The sequence below is a fragment of the Deinococcus carri genome (assembly GCF_039545055.1).
GTDB classification, from domain to species: domain Bacteria; phylum Deinococcota; class Deinococci; order Deinococcales; family Deinococcaceae; genus Deinococcus; species Deinococcus carri.
The window spans coordinates 25463-38858 of sequence record NZ_BAABRP010000026.1 but is presented as its reverse complement, the minus strand read 5'-3'; the positions used below and the strand labels follow the sequence as shown (position 1 = coordinate 38858).

General features: G+C 70.2%; 11 protein-coding genes and 1 tRNA gene. 5 read left to right on the top strand and 7 right to left on the bottom strand.

Going from position 1 to position 13396, the window contains the following annotated elements; genetic code table 11:
• A partial coding sequence (mutS, locus tag ABEA67_RS18390; protein ID WP_345468128.1) for a DNA mismatch repair protein MutS occupies positions 1-2554 on the top strand: 2554 nt, incomplete at its 5' end.
• A 249-nt stretch (positions 2555-2803) separates the two neighbouring features.
• Positions 2804-4450, top strand: coding sequence for a DNA mismatch repair endonuclease MutL (gene mutL / locus ABEA67_RS18385; RefSeq protein ID WP_345468126.1), 1647 nt, complete (start codon positions 2804-2806; stop codon positions 4448-4450).
• 64 nt (positions 4451-4514) lie between these two features.
• On the opposite strand, the gene ABEA67_RS18380 is transcribed toward mutL, so the two are convergent.
• Both ABEA67_RS18380 and ABEA67_RS18375 read right to left on the bottom strand, forming a co-directional pair.
• On the bottom strand, positions 4515-4994 hold the full coding sequence (locus ABEA67_RS18380) for a hypothetical protein (protein ID WP_345468124.1): 480 nt from the start codon (positions 4992-4994) through the stop codon (positions 4515-4517).
• Between the two features lie 221 nt (positions 4995-5215).
• Entirely contained in the window at positions 5216-5689 is a 474-nt protein-coding gene (locus tag ABEA67_RS18375; RefSeq protein ID WP_345468121.1) for a hypothetical protein, read from the bottom strand.
• Positions 5690-5796: 107 nt separating this feature from the next.
• Here ABEA67_RS18375 and gltX point away from each other — a divergent pair, with 107 nt between their 5' ends.
• Positions 5797-7239, top strand: a complete 1443-nt coding sequence (gene gltX / locus ABEA67_RS18370) for a glutamate--tRNA ligase (protein WP_345468118.1) — start codon at positions 5797-5799, stop codon at positions 7237-7239.
• Between the two features lie 56 nt (positions 7240-7295).
• On the opposite strand, the gene ABEA67_RS18365 is transcribed toward gltX, so the two are convergent.
• Positions 7296-8438 (bottom strand): WD40 repeat domain-containing protein, encoded by a 1143-nt coding sequence (locus tag ABEA67_RS18365; protein ID WP_345468115.1) that lies wholly within the window; start codon positions 8436-8438, stop codon positions 7296-7298.
• 145 nt (positions 8439-8583) lie between these two features.
• Between ABEA67_RS18365 and ABEA67_RS18360 the strand changes: the two genes are divergently transcribed.
• Positions 8584-9003, top strand: coding sequence for a cobalamin B12-binding domain-containing protein (locus tag ABEA67_RS18360; RefSeq protein ID WP_345468114.1), 420 nt, complete (start codon positions 8584-8586; stop codon positions 9001-9003).
• 13 nt (positions 9004-9016) lie between these two features.
• Complete coding sequence (locus ABEA67_RS18355) at positions 9017-10189, top strand: MFS transporter (protein WP_345468111.1); 1173 nt, start codon at positions 9017-9019, stop codon at positions 10187-10189.
• A 126-nt stretch (positions 10190-10315) separates the two neighbouring features.
• On the opposite strand, the gene ABEA67_RS18350 is transcribed toward ABEA67_RS18355, so the two are convergent.
• From ABEA67_RS18350 to ABEA67_RS18335, 4 genes are all read right to left on the bottom strand, one after another.
• A tRNA-Ser gene (locus tag ABEA67_RS18350) sits at positions 10316-10405 on the bottom strand.
• 273 nt (positions 10406-10678) lie between these two features.
• Positions 10679-11230, bottom strand: coding sequence for a DUF402 domain-containing protein (locus ABEA67_RS18345; RefSeq protein ID WP_345468110.1), 552 nt, complete (start codon positions 11228-11230; stop codon positions 10679-10681).
• The gene (purN, locus tag ABEA67_RS18340) at positions 11227-11799 is read right to left on the bottom strand and encodes a phosphoribosylglycinamide formyltransferase (protein WP_345468107.1); all 573 of its coding nucleotides are present in this window, start codon (positions 11797-11799) and stop codon (positions 11227-11229) included. Before purN ends, ABEA67_RS18345 begins: the two co-directional genes overlap by 4 nt.
• An 88-nt stretch (positions 11800-11887) precedes the next feature.
• Positions 11888-13285 carry a dipeptidase gene (locus ABEA67_RS18335; protein ID WP_345468104.1) on the bottom strand — a complete coding sequence of 466 codons (1398 nt, stop codon included), beginning with the start codon at positions 13283-13285 and terminating at the stop codon, positions 11888-11890.
• Positions 13286-13396: the final 111 nt, after the last annotated feature.

Here is a 13396-nt window from a genome sequence, read left to right as displayed (position 1 = left end):
CAAGGAAGTACCACAGCGCGTGTTGAAGGGCACGGGAAACGGCCCACTGCCGCCAATGCTCCAGCAGTACGTGGAGATGCGGGACGCGGTGGAGGCAGAGCTTCCTAATTCCATCCTTCTCTTTCAATGCGGAGACTTCTACGAAACCTTCGGGGAGGACGCCGAACGCACGGCCCGGCTGCTGGGCATCGCCCTGACGCACAAGAGCAGCAAGGATTTCTCGACGCCGATGGCGGGCGTGCCGCTGCGGGCGCTGGACAGCAACGTCGAGCGGCTGCTGGCGGCGGGCGTGCGCGTGGCCGTCGCGGACCAGATGGAGGAGCCGGGGGGCGGGCTGGTGGAGCGCAAGGTCACGCAACTGCTCACGCCCGGCACGGTGACCGAGGAGCGCCACCTCACCGCCGACGAGAACTACCTGGGCGCGGTGGCGACCGGGGACGGCTACGCGCTGGCCTTGCTGGACGTGAGTACCGGCGAGTTTCGCTGCGCCGCCTTCCACACCCGCACGGCCCTCTACGACGAACTCGCGCGGCACCGGGCGCGGGAGGTGCTGCTCGCGCCGGAGCTGGCCGGTAACGCCGCCCTGCTGGCCGACTTCCAGGCCCGCTTCCCGGTGATGCTCTCGCCCGCGAACTTCGACGAGGAGGGCGCGCGGCAGGAGCTGCATACCGTGCTGGGTGAGGTGCCGGGGTCGCTGGGCAGCGCGGCGCTGGTGCGGGCGTGCGGCGCGGTGCTGGGCTACGCCCGCCTGACCCAGCAGGGGCGGCTGGAGATGGTGCGCCGGGTGGTGCGCTTCGAGCCGGGGGCGCATATGCGTCTGCCCGACGCGGCAGTGCGCGCGCTGGAAGTCTTTGTGCCGCAGTCTCCCCAGGGCGTGACCCTGATGGACGTGCTGGCCCAGACACGCACGGCAGGCGGACGGCGGCGGCTGCGGGCCTGGCTGCGCGCGCCCCTGCTGGACGAACTCAGCATCCGGGCGCGGCTGGACGCGGTGGAGCTGCTGACCCGCGCCCCCGACCTGCGCGGCGCGGTGCGGGCGCTGCTCTACCGCGCGCACGACCTCGAACGCCTCGCCGCACGGGTGGCGACCCGCCGCGCCTCCCCGCGCGAGGTGGCGTCCCTGGCCCGCACGCTGGACCTGCTGCCCGACGCCGTGGGCCTGCTGGGCGAGCAGGACGGCCTGCTGGCCGGGATTCGCGCCCGCCTGGGGGCGCTGCCCGACGTGGTGACCCTGATTCGTGCCGCCCTGGTCGACGACCCGCCCATCCGCGCGGGCGAGGGCGGCCTGATCCGCGACGGCTTCCACGCGGAGCTGGACGGCCTGCGCTCGGAGGCGCTGGGCCACCGCGCCTGGCTGGCCGAGCTGGAAACCAGCGAGCGCGCCCGCACCGGAATTCAAAGCCTGAAGGTGGGCTTCAACAACGTCTTCGGGTACTACCTGGAGGTGAGCGGCCCCAACCTGGGCAAGGTCCCCGCCGACTACCGCCAGATAGCCACCCTCAAGGACCGTGCCCGCTTCACCCGCAGTGACCTGCGCGAGCGTGAGCGCGAGATTGCCCGGCTGGAGGCGGCGGCGGGGCGACTGGAACTGGAGGTCTTCACCGACCTGCGCGACGGCCTGAGCACGCACGCCGAGGCGCTGGCAGAGGCGGCGGGCGCGCTGGCCGAGCTGGACGTGCTGGCGGCCCTGGCCGAGCTTGCGGTCGAATGCGGCTGGGTGCGGCCCCAGACGGTGGCGGGCGCGGCGCGGCTGGTGCAGGCCCGTCACCCGGTCGTGGAGCGGGCGACGGGCGGGCGCTTCGTGCCCAACGACGCCGAACTCGGCCCGCACCGGCATATCCTCCTGCTGACCGGGCCGAACATGGCGGGCAAGAGCACCTACCTCCGCACGGTGGCCCTGTGCGCCCTGCTGCATCAGGTCGGCTCCTTCGTGCCCGCCGACCACGCCGAACTGCCGGTCTACGACGCCATCCACACCCGCATCGGGGCCAGCGACGACCTCGCGGGGGGCCGCTCCACCTTCATGGTGGAGATGAGCGAACTGGCCGCCATCCTGCACGGCGTCACGCACCGCAGCCTGGTGATTCTGGACGAGGTGGGGCGCGGCACCTCCACCCTGGACGGCCTCGCCATCGCGCAGGCGGCCCTGGAGCATCTGCACGCGGCGGGCGCGCACGCCCTCTTCGCCACCCACTACTTCGAGCTGACCCGCCTGGAAGCCGACCACCCCGGCCTGGTGAACCTCCACGTGGCCGCCGAGGAAGATGAATCCTCCGGCCTGACCTTCTACCATCAGGTTATCCCCGGCGCGGCCCGCCAGAGTTACGGCGTGGAGGTCGCCCGCCTCGCCGGTCTGCCCGCCCCCGTCACCACCCGCGCGGCGGCGCTGCTGACCTCCCTGAACGCCCAGGGCGACGACCGGAAGTTGCTGCGCGAACTCGCCGCGCTGGACCTGGGCCGCCTCACGCCGCTGGGGGCGCTGGAAGTGCTGCACCGGTGGCAGGCGGAGGCGCGGGGCGGTGCAGAAGGCGGAAGGCAGAAGGCAGATGGCTAACCCGATGCTTCAGCTCAGGACTGACGCGAGACGCAGTTCTCGGCGGCAGAGGGAAGTTGCGGTTTCCTGCTCTGGGACGGCGTTGCCGTCCACCCCCCTCTGCTTCGCAGCTTTGCAAGTCCCAGCCTCCCCCGCAAGGGGGGAGGAGCTAAAAAGCCCTTCCACACGCACTCATCTTTTAAGTCGTGTCAGCCCTAAGCTTTCGTCGCTTTTGCCATCCGCCCTCTGCCCTCTGCCTTCTGCGTCCCTATGACCATCCACCTCCTCCCCCCCCACGTCTCCCGCCTCATCGCGGCGGGCGAGGTCGTGTCGCGTCCGCTCGACGTGGTGCGCGAACTGGTGGACAACGCGCTGGACGCGGGAGCCACCCGCCTTGAGGTGGAGGTGGAGGGCGGCGGCCTCGCCGTGGTGCGCGTGCGCGATAACGGTGCAGGCATCCCGGCGGACTCGGTGGCGCTGGCCCCGGTGCGCCACGCAACGAGCAAGCTGGAACCCACGGCGGCGGCGGTGGAGCACGTCTCCACCCTGGGCTTCCGCGGCGAGGCGCTCTGGGCGGCGGCGCAGGCGGGCGAGCTGCATCTGGTGACCCGCCCGGCGGCGCAGGTGGGGGCATCGGAAGTGCGCGCTGCGGGCGAGGATGTAACGGTGCGCCGCACCTCGGCTCCGGCGGGCACGACGGTGACGGTGCGGAACCTCTTCGCCCGACTGCCCGCCCGCCTCCGCACGCAGGCTCCGGCCGCGGTCGAGGTGCGCGAAATCACGGCGCTGCTGGGCCGCTACGTCCTGCACCATCCGGGGCTGCACTGGCGGCTGACGGTGGACAGCGAGGCGAGGCTGACCCATGCCCCCGCCGACCACCGGGGCGCGGTGGCGAGCGTGTACGGGCCGCTCAGCGCGAACCGCGTTCTCCGGGTGGAGGCCGAAGACGTGCGCGGCGTCGTCTCCCGCCCGGAACTCACCCGCGCGCGGCGCGACCGGATGCACTTCAGCGTGAACGGGCGGCCCATCCTCGCGCCGCCGGAACTGGAAAAAGCCGTCATCGAGGGGTTCGCGGAACTGCTGCCCGCCGGCGTGGCCCCGCTGTGCGTGCTGGACCTAACCGTTGCCCCGGAAGACCACAATCCCAACGTCCACCCGGCCAAACAGGTGGTGGCCCTGGCCGACCTGCCGGATGTGGCGGCGCGGGTACGGGCGGCTGTGGCAGAGGCCCTTGCGGCGCATCCCCTGGCCCGTGCCGCGCCCGCGCTGATTGCACCACCCGAACCGCAGGCGACCCCCACACGCGGAGCCTTCCCCGCTCTCACGCTGGTCGGCGTCTACCAGGAGCTGTACCTGCTCGCGCAGGGCGAGGGCGACCTGTGGATCGTGGACGCGCACGCTGCGCACGAACGCGCGCTGTACGAGCGGCTGATGCGCGAGCTGACCGCCGCCCCGCCCTCCGAACTCCCCGAACCCGAGCTGCTGCACCTCACGCCCGAACAGGTGGCCCGGCTGCACGAGCGCGCCGCCGAATTGCGGGCCTGGGGCCTGACCATCGAGGACTTCGGCGCGGGCCTGGCCCGGTTGCGGACGCTCCCCGCCGCGCTGGCCGCCCTGCCCGTGCCCCGGCTGCACGAGCAGATTGTGGAAGCCGCCCTGGGCGACAGTCCCGACCCCCGCCGCGACGTGCTGGGCCGCCTCGCCTGCACGCCCGCGCTCAAGGCCGGGATGCTGGACGCGGGGAGAGGAGAGGCCGTGCTGGCCGCCCTCTCGGGATGCGAGCAGCCCTGGTCCTGCCCGCACGGGCGGCCCACGGTGCTGCGCCTCAGCGAACGCGACCTGGCCCACGCCTTCGGGCGGCGCGGCGTGCGGGATGTGGCGCGGGGGCGGGACGAGGTGCCGGGCTTCAGGCGGTGAGGCCCGGCGAAGGCCGACCGCAAAAAAGCCGCCCGGATGGACGGCTCGTGCAGTGCAGCGGGGTTTACAGGCCGGGAATCGGCACCGCCACCGGGCGGATGGGCTGGCCCTGGCTCTCGGCGGCGTTGAGCAGGGTGTTGGTCTGCCGGTTGAGGTCCTGAATGCCCTGCTCGTTGAAACGGCCATTTTTCAGGTCGTTGCCCACGTTGGTGAGCGTCTTGCTGAAGTTGGGCAGCAAGGAGCCAATCTTTTTCAGGAAGGGGTCATTGGTGTTCTGGGTCATGCGGATGGCGCTGTTGACCTGATACCCCGCGAACACCAGCGCCAGCCCGGCCTTGACGATATTGGCCCGCTGGTTCGGTGCGCCGGTCTGGAACTTGTACTGGCGGTAGGGCTTCCAGACCCAGGTGTTGAAGGCGTAGTAGGCCACCCCCAGGTGAAAGACGAATTTCGCCTTTTCGAAAGCGGTGGCCTGGGCCTGCTGCGCCGGGGCGGAGACCAGCAGGGCGGTGGCGAGGACGAGACCTTTGCGTGCGTTGTTCACCCGCCCAGTTTCCTGGCCTGTGGGGGAGCGCCGGATGAAGCCGGGATAGGGACCGTTTTAGACTGATTCCGATTGAAGGGTGTTGAAAACACCCGGAAATCCGACGAGAGGGAGAAGGAACAAGGGCGGATTTCGGGAGATGGATGAACAGGCGGTGCCCTCCCGACTGTTCAGGAATTGGACGGAATCCGTTTTAGACAGCGTGGGGAGGCGGCCCCGCGCTACCGCCGCGTGAGTTCCAGCATGCCGCTGTTCGCGGAGTCGTACTGGTAGAGGCTGGTCGCCGCGTCGCAGGTCTGGTGAAGGACAGCCCCCCGGGCACCGACAGGTCCACCCCGGCCCGCACGCTCGAAGGTGGCGCGAACCTGATAGCGCTCGGTAAAACCGCCGGGGCAAACGCTGCCGCTGCCCAGTTCGGCCAACGTGTCCACCGTCACGGGGCTGGACTTGTAGACGCTGCGGGTGCCCACCAGCGTGAAGCTCTGGCCCGTCTCGCGGCTCGTCACGGTGGCGCTGACGCGCAGGTCCTTTTCCTGCACCGTCACGTCCAGCAGGGCGGTGCGGCCTTCCGACCCGATGATGCGCCCCACGTAACTGCCGCCGACGTCGATGTCCGGCTGGTCGGGCAGGTAGGACCCGCAGGAGGCGAGCAGCGCAGTGGTGAGGGTCAGGACGGGCAGCAGATGGCGTCGCATGTCTGAAGGTAGCAGGCACCGGCGGGGCAGGCGACCGCACTTGCCGCGCCCCAGCTCGTCTCCCGCCGGCCCCCTTCCCCGTATCCCGCCCAAGTAAGATGGCCCCCATGCCTGTCGTCACCCGCATCGCCCCCAGCCCCACCGGCGACCCCCACGTGGGCACCGCGTACATCGGCCTCTTCAACCACACGCTCGCGCATCAGGCCGCGGCGGCGGGTGAGGAAGGTAAGTTCATCCTCCGCATCGAGGACACGGACCGCAACCGCTATGTGCCCGACTCGGAAAAGCGCATCTTCCAGATGATGCAGTGGCTGAATCTCACGCCCGACGAGTCCCCCTTGCAGGGCGGCCCCAACGGCCCCTACCGCCAGAGCGAGCGCTTTGACCTGTACGGCGAGTACGCCCGCCGGCTGGTGGCGTCCGGCCACGCCTACTACGCCTTCGAGACGCCCGAGGAACTCGCCGCCCTGCGCGAGGAGGCGCAACAACAAGGCCGCGTCATCGCCGTTCCCAGCCGCGACCTCGACCCCGCCGAGGCGCAGCGGCGGGTGGACGCGGGCGAGAGTGCCGTCATCCGCCTGAAGGTGCCGCGGGGGGGCGAGACGGTCGTGAACGACGCCCTGCGGAAACCCATCGCCTTTCAGAACCGCGAGATTGACGACAAGGTGCTGCTCAAGGCCGACGGCTTCCCCACCTACCACCTCGCCAATGTGGTGGACGACCGGCTGATGGGCGTGACGCACGTGGTCCGCGCCGAGGAGTGGATTACCTCCACGCCCATCCACGTGCTGCTGTACGAGGCGTTCGGCTGGCCCCAGCCCGTCTTTGCGCATATGCCGCTGCTGCGCAACGCCGACAAGTCGAAAATCAGCAAGCGCAAGAACCCCACCTCGGTCGAGTGGTACACGGAGCAGGGCTTTCTGCCCGAGGCGATGCTCAACTTCCTCGCCACGATGGGCTGGACCCACCCCGAGGGCCGGGAAATCTTCGACCTGGCCGAGTTCCAGCGCGTCTTCCGCTTGGAGGACGTGACGCTGGGCGGCCCCGTCTTCAGCCTCGACAAGCTGAAGTGGATGAACGGCAAGTACCTGCGCGAGGTGCTGCCCGAAGAGGAGGTGGCGAAGAGGCTGCACGCCTACCTCGCCGGGCAGAAACACGACCTCGCGGACGACGACTATTTCCGCGCGGTGGTCCGCATGATGATTCCGCGCATGGACGTGTTTTCCGAGTTCCTGGAGAAGACCCCCTACTTCTGGTCCGAGGAGTACCCGGTCACCGAGAAGGCGCAGAAGCTGCTCGACGAAGGCCGCCCCTTCCTGCCCGAACTCGCCGCGCGCCTCAAGAACCTCCCCGCCTTCGACCAGGCCACCACCGATGCGGCCCTGCGCGCCTTCGCGGAGGAAAAGGGCCTCAAGCCCGGCAAGGTGATGCAGCCCCTGCGCGCCGCCATCGCCGGAACCAGCGAAAGCCCCGGCATGTTCGAGATGCTCGAAGCTTTGGGCAGGGAGCGCGTGGTGGCGCGGGTGGAAAGGGCGGCTGAAGGCCGATAGCTGAAGGCGGAAGGCAGAAGGCGGAGGCATTCGGCCAGCCTTCTGCCTTCCGCACCTCACTGCGGCCAGTCCGCCGGGAGCGGCAGCGGCACGAACTTCACCCGGCCGTCCCCCGCTGCCACCGCGAAACGGTCCCCCTCGCGGCTGACGGCCAGCGTGGGCCAGAGGAACCTGCTTTCACGGGTGAACAGGGGCAGCGGCGGCAGCACCTTTCCGGGCTGATTCAGGTCCAGCCGGGCGAGTCGGCCATCATCAAAGGCGGCGAGAAGCAGGTTTTGCGGCGTGATCTTCACGTCCGTGACCTGTGCCCCTGAGGAATCCAGCCGGAGTTGCGTGACCCGCTGCCCATCCCCCGTCCGCCAGACCGCTACGCCGAACTGGTCCTCGTCGGCGGCCACAAAGCGCCCGTCCGGGCTGAAGTTCGGGGCGTCGGAATACTCGCGCTTGCCCTCGCGCTTCAGGCTTTGCAGGCCACCGGCTGCGACGTTCCACACGCGCACTTCCCGGTCACAGGAAAAGGCGAGGCGCGTGCTGTCGGGACTCCAGACCGCATCCCCCGGCCAGGGGCCGCCCGACCCGCGCAGGCAGTCGGAGGGCTGCTGTGGCAGGGCCCCCAGGCGGCGCGAGAGGTCGGCGGCCCACAGTTCCACCTTGTACCCCTCCCCCACAGTCGCCACACTGCGACCATCCGGGCTGACATGGAGGTCGAGGAACTTGCCGGGCAGCGTCCGCAGCAGCTTGCCCGTGCGGGCGTCCCAGCGGCGCAGACCCGTCAGGTCCGCGGTCAGCAGGAAGCGGCCATCGGGGGTGAACTGGATACTGAAGATGAACTCGGTGTCCTGTCCACAATTCAGAACCTGCCTGAGGGCACCGTTCAGCGCCGTCACCTTCCGCCCCGCCGTCACGTCCCACACGGCGACCTGGCAGCGGTCGAAATCCAGTTGCACGGCCAGCACCCGGCCTTCCGGCGTGACCAGCGGCGAGCGCAGTTTGCCCGGCACCTTCAGGCTGCGGTCCTTACCGATGATGGACAGGGCCACGATGCCGCCCCCGTCCGGGTCATAGGCGAGGACACCGCTGCTGTCCGCCCGCACGGCGGTCACGGCGGAGGGGTGCTTCAGCAGGAAGGCGGCCCGGTTCATCGGTGGGGCGGCCAGGGCGATGCCAGCCAGCAGGAACAGCGGAAGCAGTCGGCGCATGTGAGGGGCAGTGTAGGCCGCCCCCCTGACCTCCCCCTGAACCCTTTCCCTGCGCATACTGTCTGCTGGAAGCTGGCGGCTGGCCGCTGGCCGCCCTCCCACGCGCTAACATGCTCTCCAAACGAGCGTTAGGAGGAACACAAACATGGAAGACCGCCGCATCAGGGTGCTGATTGCCAAGCCCGGTATGGACGGCCACGACCGGGGCGCGAAGGTGGTGGCGCGGGCGCTGCGCGACGCCGGGATGGAAGTGGTGTACACGGGCCTGCGCCAGACCGCCGAGATGATCGTGAACGCCGCGCTTCAGGAGGACGTGGACGCCATCGGCCTCAGCGTGCTGTCGGGCGCGCACATGCACTATTTCCGCGAGGTGATGGGCCTGCTGCGCGAGCGCGGCGCGGAAGACATCATCGTGTTCGGCGGGGGCATCATCCCCGACCAGGACCTGCCCAAGCTGGAGGAACTGGGCGTCGGCAAGGTCTTCACACCGGGGGCCAGCACCGAGGACGCCGCCGAGTACCTCAGGGCGGCGGTGACGCAACGCTGGGCCGCGCAGGGCAGTTGAGGTGCCTCTGCCCGTGAGTGCCGAAACCCGCCCGCCTGTTGCCGCCCCCGCCCTGCCGCTGGGGCGGCTCGCTCCGCTGTACGTCGCGCAGGCCCTCGCCACCGGGGCCACGACGGTCAGCACTGTCCTCGCCAGCCTGATCATGAGCGGCCTGGGCCGCGAGAGCCTCTCGGGCCTGCCCAGCACCCTTATCAGCACGTCGGCGGCCCTGTCTGCCGGGTTGTTCGGCGCGCTGATGCTGCGCTCGGGCCGCCGCCTGGGGTTGGGGCTGGCCTTCATGCTGGGGGCGTGCGGGGCAGCGCTGGGCTTTCTGGGAGCGCGGGCCGGCATCACGCCCCTCTTTCTGCTGGGCGCGGCGCTGATGGGCGGGGCGCAGGGCGGCTACCAGCAGGCCCGGTATGCCGCCGCCGAGAGTGTGCCCGACGCGAGGCGCGGCACGGCCCTGGGCCTGCTGATGCTGATGAGCGTCCTGGGGGCGTTCCTGATGACGGGCTTCTCCGGCGCGGTGGAGGGCCTGGGCGCGCGCCTGGGTACCTCCGCCGAGGTCGCCGGTTGGCTGGTGGGAGGCGGGCTGCTGGGCCTCGCGGCGCTGCTGATGGGGCTGTGGACCCCCGTGGCTCCGCCGGTCCGGGCGCGAGCCGGGGCGCGGCTCTCGGTCAGGGACGCTTTTGCCATGCCGGGCGTGCGTTCCACTGCCCTGGCCCTCGCCACCGCGCAGGGCCTGATGGTTACGCTGATGAGCCTCACGCCGCTGCGGGCGCATCACCTGGGCATGGAACACGGGAGCGTGGCGGCCCTAATCTCGGGGCATATCGCCGGGATGTTCGGCTTCGGCTGGCTGACCGGGCCGCTGATCGACCGTCTGGGTTTGCGGGTGGGGTACGTGGGGGGCGCGCTGCTGCTGATGGCGGCGGCCCTCACCGCCCTGCTGCCGGGGGCCGCGTGGCTGGGTGTCAGCATGTTCCTGCTGGGGCTGGGCTGGAACCTCGTCTTTGTGGCGGGCAGCAAGGCCCTCTCCCGCTTTCCCGCTGCCCAGGGTGTTACCGATGGTCTGGGGTACATCACGGCGGGCGCGGGCACCCTGCTGGGCGGCCTGATCATCGCCCGCGCGGGCTTCCCGGTCCTGGCCTCGGCCTGCGCCGTGCTGGCGCTGCTGCCGCTGGTGAGCGCGTGGAGAAGCAGGTGATGAGGGTTGAGCGATGAGTGATGAGGGGGCAGTACCTCTGTTTCTCAACCCTCATCACTCATAACTCATCACCAAAGGGCCAGGGCCGCCTTCCCACTCGGGGATGCGGCCCTGGTCTCTATCTGCTGGCGGAACGGGAGGGATTCGAACCCTCGATACGGTTGCCCGTATACACGCTTTCCAGGCGTGCCCCTTCAACCACTCGGGCACCGTTCCAGCGGAAGGCAGATTAGCGGAGGAGGCCGGGAAAATCAAACGGGCGGCGGCGGGGTCATACCAGATTGCATTGATTCGCAAGAATCAACCGAGCGGACTGGCACAGCTCCGCAGGAGAGCGAGCAGCAAAAAGTACCGACTGGTGGCGGTGGACGACGAGCGGGTCAGCCTACGTCTCTCATGGCAAGAAAGGCGAGGGGCTGCCCCTGAGCCTGTGGCCGCCTAGAACATCCGGCGCTTTCCCGGATGTTCTGGAATCAAAGCCAGTCGGTACTAGGTGTACGGGTCTTCCAGGTAGGCCCGTACGACGTGCAAGGGCGGGTAGGTGCCCAGCCTCAGCGCCTCCTCCACCTGTCGGGCGCGTGCCCACGCCGCTTCTGCCAGGGTGGGGGAGACGAGGCCCGCCGCCACCGCTTCCGCCAGCTCGTCGCCGTCGATGATGTGCGTTTCGGTCGCCCGCCAGCCCGGTTGCCAGTCGGCAACCACATCGAGGTAGAGGTCGTCGATCCAGGGAAAGCCGTCTGCGCCCACCCCCTCGCCCGCGTGGATGTCCACGTAAAGCTGCTCGGGCTGCCCTGCCGCGTTCAGCATGACGGTGAGGGCGTCCCCGAGTGCGCCTTCCCCCGTGCCCCTGGGGTGGACGCGGACCCAGCGGTGGCCGTCGTCCAGAATGCGGATGCTCCGCTCCCCGAAGGGCACGTCCAGCGTCCGGGCCACCTCGTGCGCGGTGAAGTCCACGATGACGTGCCCCGGCACCACCGTCACCGTCTGCGTATGGCGGGCCACCCGTGCCCAGGGGCGCAGGTCGAAGACCTTCCGTTTCACGCCAGCTCCCGCAAGGCTCCCAGCAGCAACTCGCCCTCGGTGGCCTGCACGCGCGCCTTGAGGGTGGCGAGGGTGTCGCCCGGCAGGACCGGCACGCGCACCTGCCCCAGCACCGGCCCCTCGTCGATGCCCGCGGTGACGAGGTGGACGGTCGCGCCGGATTCCACGTCGCCCGACGCCAGCACCGCCTCATGCACCCGGTCGCCGTACATGCCGCGCCCGCCGTGCCGGGGCAGCAGGCTGGGGTGGATGTTCACCAGCCGCCCGGCGTAGGCCGAAAGCACGCGCAGCCCCAGCGCCTTCATGTAGCCGCTGAGGACCAGCGTGTCCGCGCCCGCCTCCTGCAAGAAGGCCAGGATGGCGGCGTCCAGCGCGTCCGGGTCCGGGTACTTTGCCCCGCTGAGGTGCGCGGCCCGCAGCCCGGCCTCCCGCGCCCAGGCCAGCGCGGGACTGGCGCTGTTGTTGCTGGCGAGGGCCACGGGCACGGCACCCAGCCGCCCATCCCGGCAAGCTGCCGTCAGAAAGCGCGCGGCGCTGCCGCCGTGGGAGGCGAGGAAGCCTAGGCGCATGGGTGCTCCGGTACGCGGTGCGTGGGACGCGGGACGCGGGAAAAGCTGTCACCGCGCACCGCGTACTGCGCACTGCCTCCCCCTTCCCTCACTCCCCAATCTCCTGAAGCCCCAACTCTTGCAACAGGTACGCACTCGTCAGAATCCCATTGTGGTAATCCTCCAGCGCGAAGCTCTCGTTGGGCGAGTGGGGGGCGTCCTCGTTGAGGCCGAAGTCCACCAGCAGGACGGGCGCGCCCAGGATGCGGCGGAAGTCCGCGACGATGGGGATGCTGCCGCCCGTGCGCCCGAAGGCGGCGGGCTTGCCGTACACGCGCGTCAGGGCGCGGTCAGCGGCCTGGATGAAGGGCGAGTCGAGGTCCACCTTCACGGGCTGGCCGCCGTGCAGCGCCCTGACCTCCACCTGCACGCCACGCGGGGCGAGGGTGGGCACGTAGTCCTGCACCAGCCGGGTGATGCGCTCGGGGTCCTGGCCGGGCACCAGGCGCATGGACACCTTCGCCCCGGCCTTCGCCGCGATCACGGTCTTGCTGCCCTCGCCCTGGTAGCCGCCCCAGATGCCGTTCACGTCCAGCGTGGGCCGCGCCCACAGGCGTTCCAGCGTGGAGTACCCCGCCTCGCCGGGCAGGTCGGACACGCCGATGGAGGCGGCGAACTCCTCGTCGGAGTGCGGGAGCCCCGCCCACATCTCGCGCTCCTCGGGCGTCAGCTCCTCCACGCCGTCATAGAAGCCGGGGATGGTCACGCGGCCCTGCTCGTCCTTGAGCCGGGTGATGATCTCGCACAGCGCGTTGATGGGGTTGGGCGCGGCCCCGCCGTAGCTTCCCGAGTGGAGGTCACGGTTCGCGCCCTGCACGTGAATCTCCACGTAGCTCAGCCCGCGCAGCCCGTAGGTGACGGTGGGCACGTCCGGCGCGAAGCGGCTGCCGTCGGAAATCACGATCACGTCGGCCCTGAGTTCGTCCGCATGGTCACGCAGGTACGCTTCCAGGCTGGGGCTGCCCACCTCCTCCTCGCCTTCGAGCAGGAATTTGACGTTCACGGGCAGCGGCCCGGCCCGCAGCAGCAGTTCCACGCCGCGCACGTGGGCGTAGGCCTGGCCCTTGTCGTCGGTGGAGCCGCGCGCGTAGATGCGCCCGTCCCGCACGGTCGGCTCGAAGGGGGGCGTGACCCACTCCTCCAGCGGCGCTTCGGGCTGCACGTCGTAGTGGCCGTAGATCAGCACGGTGGGCTGGCCGGGGGCGTCCAGTCGTTCGGCGTACACCAGCGGATGCCCGGCGGTCGGGTCCACCCGCGCCGTGAAACCGAGGCTTTGCAGCTTGAGTTGCAGGAAGTCCGCCGCCCGCGTCATGTCCCCCGCGTGGGCCGGATCGGCGCTCACGCTGGGAATCCGCAGCAGCTCGAACAGTTCCTGCTCGGCCCCCTGGCGGTCTTGCAGGGCGGTCAGGTCGGCATTCCGGGCTGAGTCGTTCTGGGAGGGGGTCATGGGCGGATGATAGCGGGGGAGGCGGTGCGCGGTACGCGGGAGGCGGGAAAAAATCGCCCCCGCCCGCTGCCCCTGTCCCCAGCCACCGGACGCCGGTTCCCTCACCGCGCA

Bases quoted from the DNA above. Each gene is read 5' to 3' on its own strand.
- mutL (WP_345468126.1), top strand. From the start codon at position 2,804: ATGACCATCCACCTCCTCCCCCCCCACGTCTCCCGCCTCATCGCGGCG.
- ABEA67_RS18375 (WP_345468121.1), bottom strand. From the start codon at position 5,689: ATGCGACGCCATCTGCTGCCCGTCCTGACCCTCACCACTGCGCTGCTC.
- gltX (WP_345468118.1), top strand. From the start codon at position 5,797: ATGCCTGTCGTCACCCGCATCGCCCCCAGCCCCACCGGCGACCCCCAC.
- ABEA67_RS18365 (WP_345468115.1), bottom strand. From the start codon at position 8,438: ATGCGCCGACTGCTTCCGCTGTTCCTGCTGGCTGGCATCGCCCTGGCC.
- ABEA67_RS18360 (WP_345468114.1), top strand. From the start codon at position 8,584: ATGGAAGACCGCCGCATCAGGGTGCTGATTGCCAAGCCCGGTATGGAC.
- purN (WP_345468107.1), bottom strand. From the start codon at position 11,799: ATGCGCCTAGGCTTCCTCGCCTCCCACGGCGGCAGCGCCGCGCGCTTT.
- ABEA67_RS18335 (WP_345468104.1), bottom strand. From the start codon at position 13,285: ATGACCCCCTCCCAGAACGACTCAGCCCGGAATGCCGACCTGACCGCC.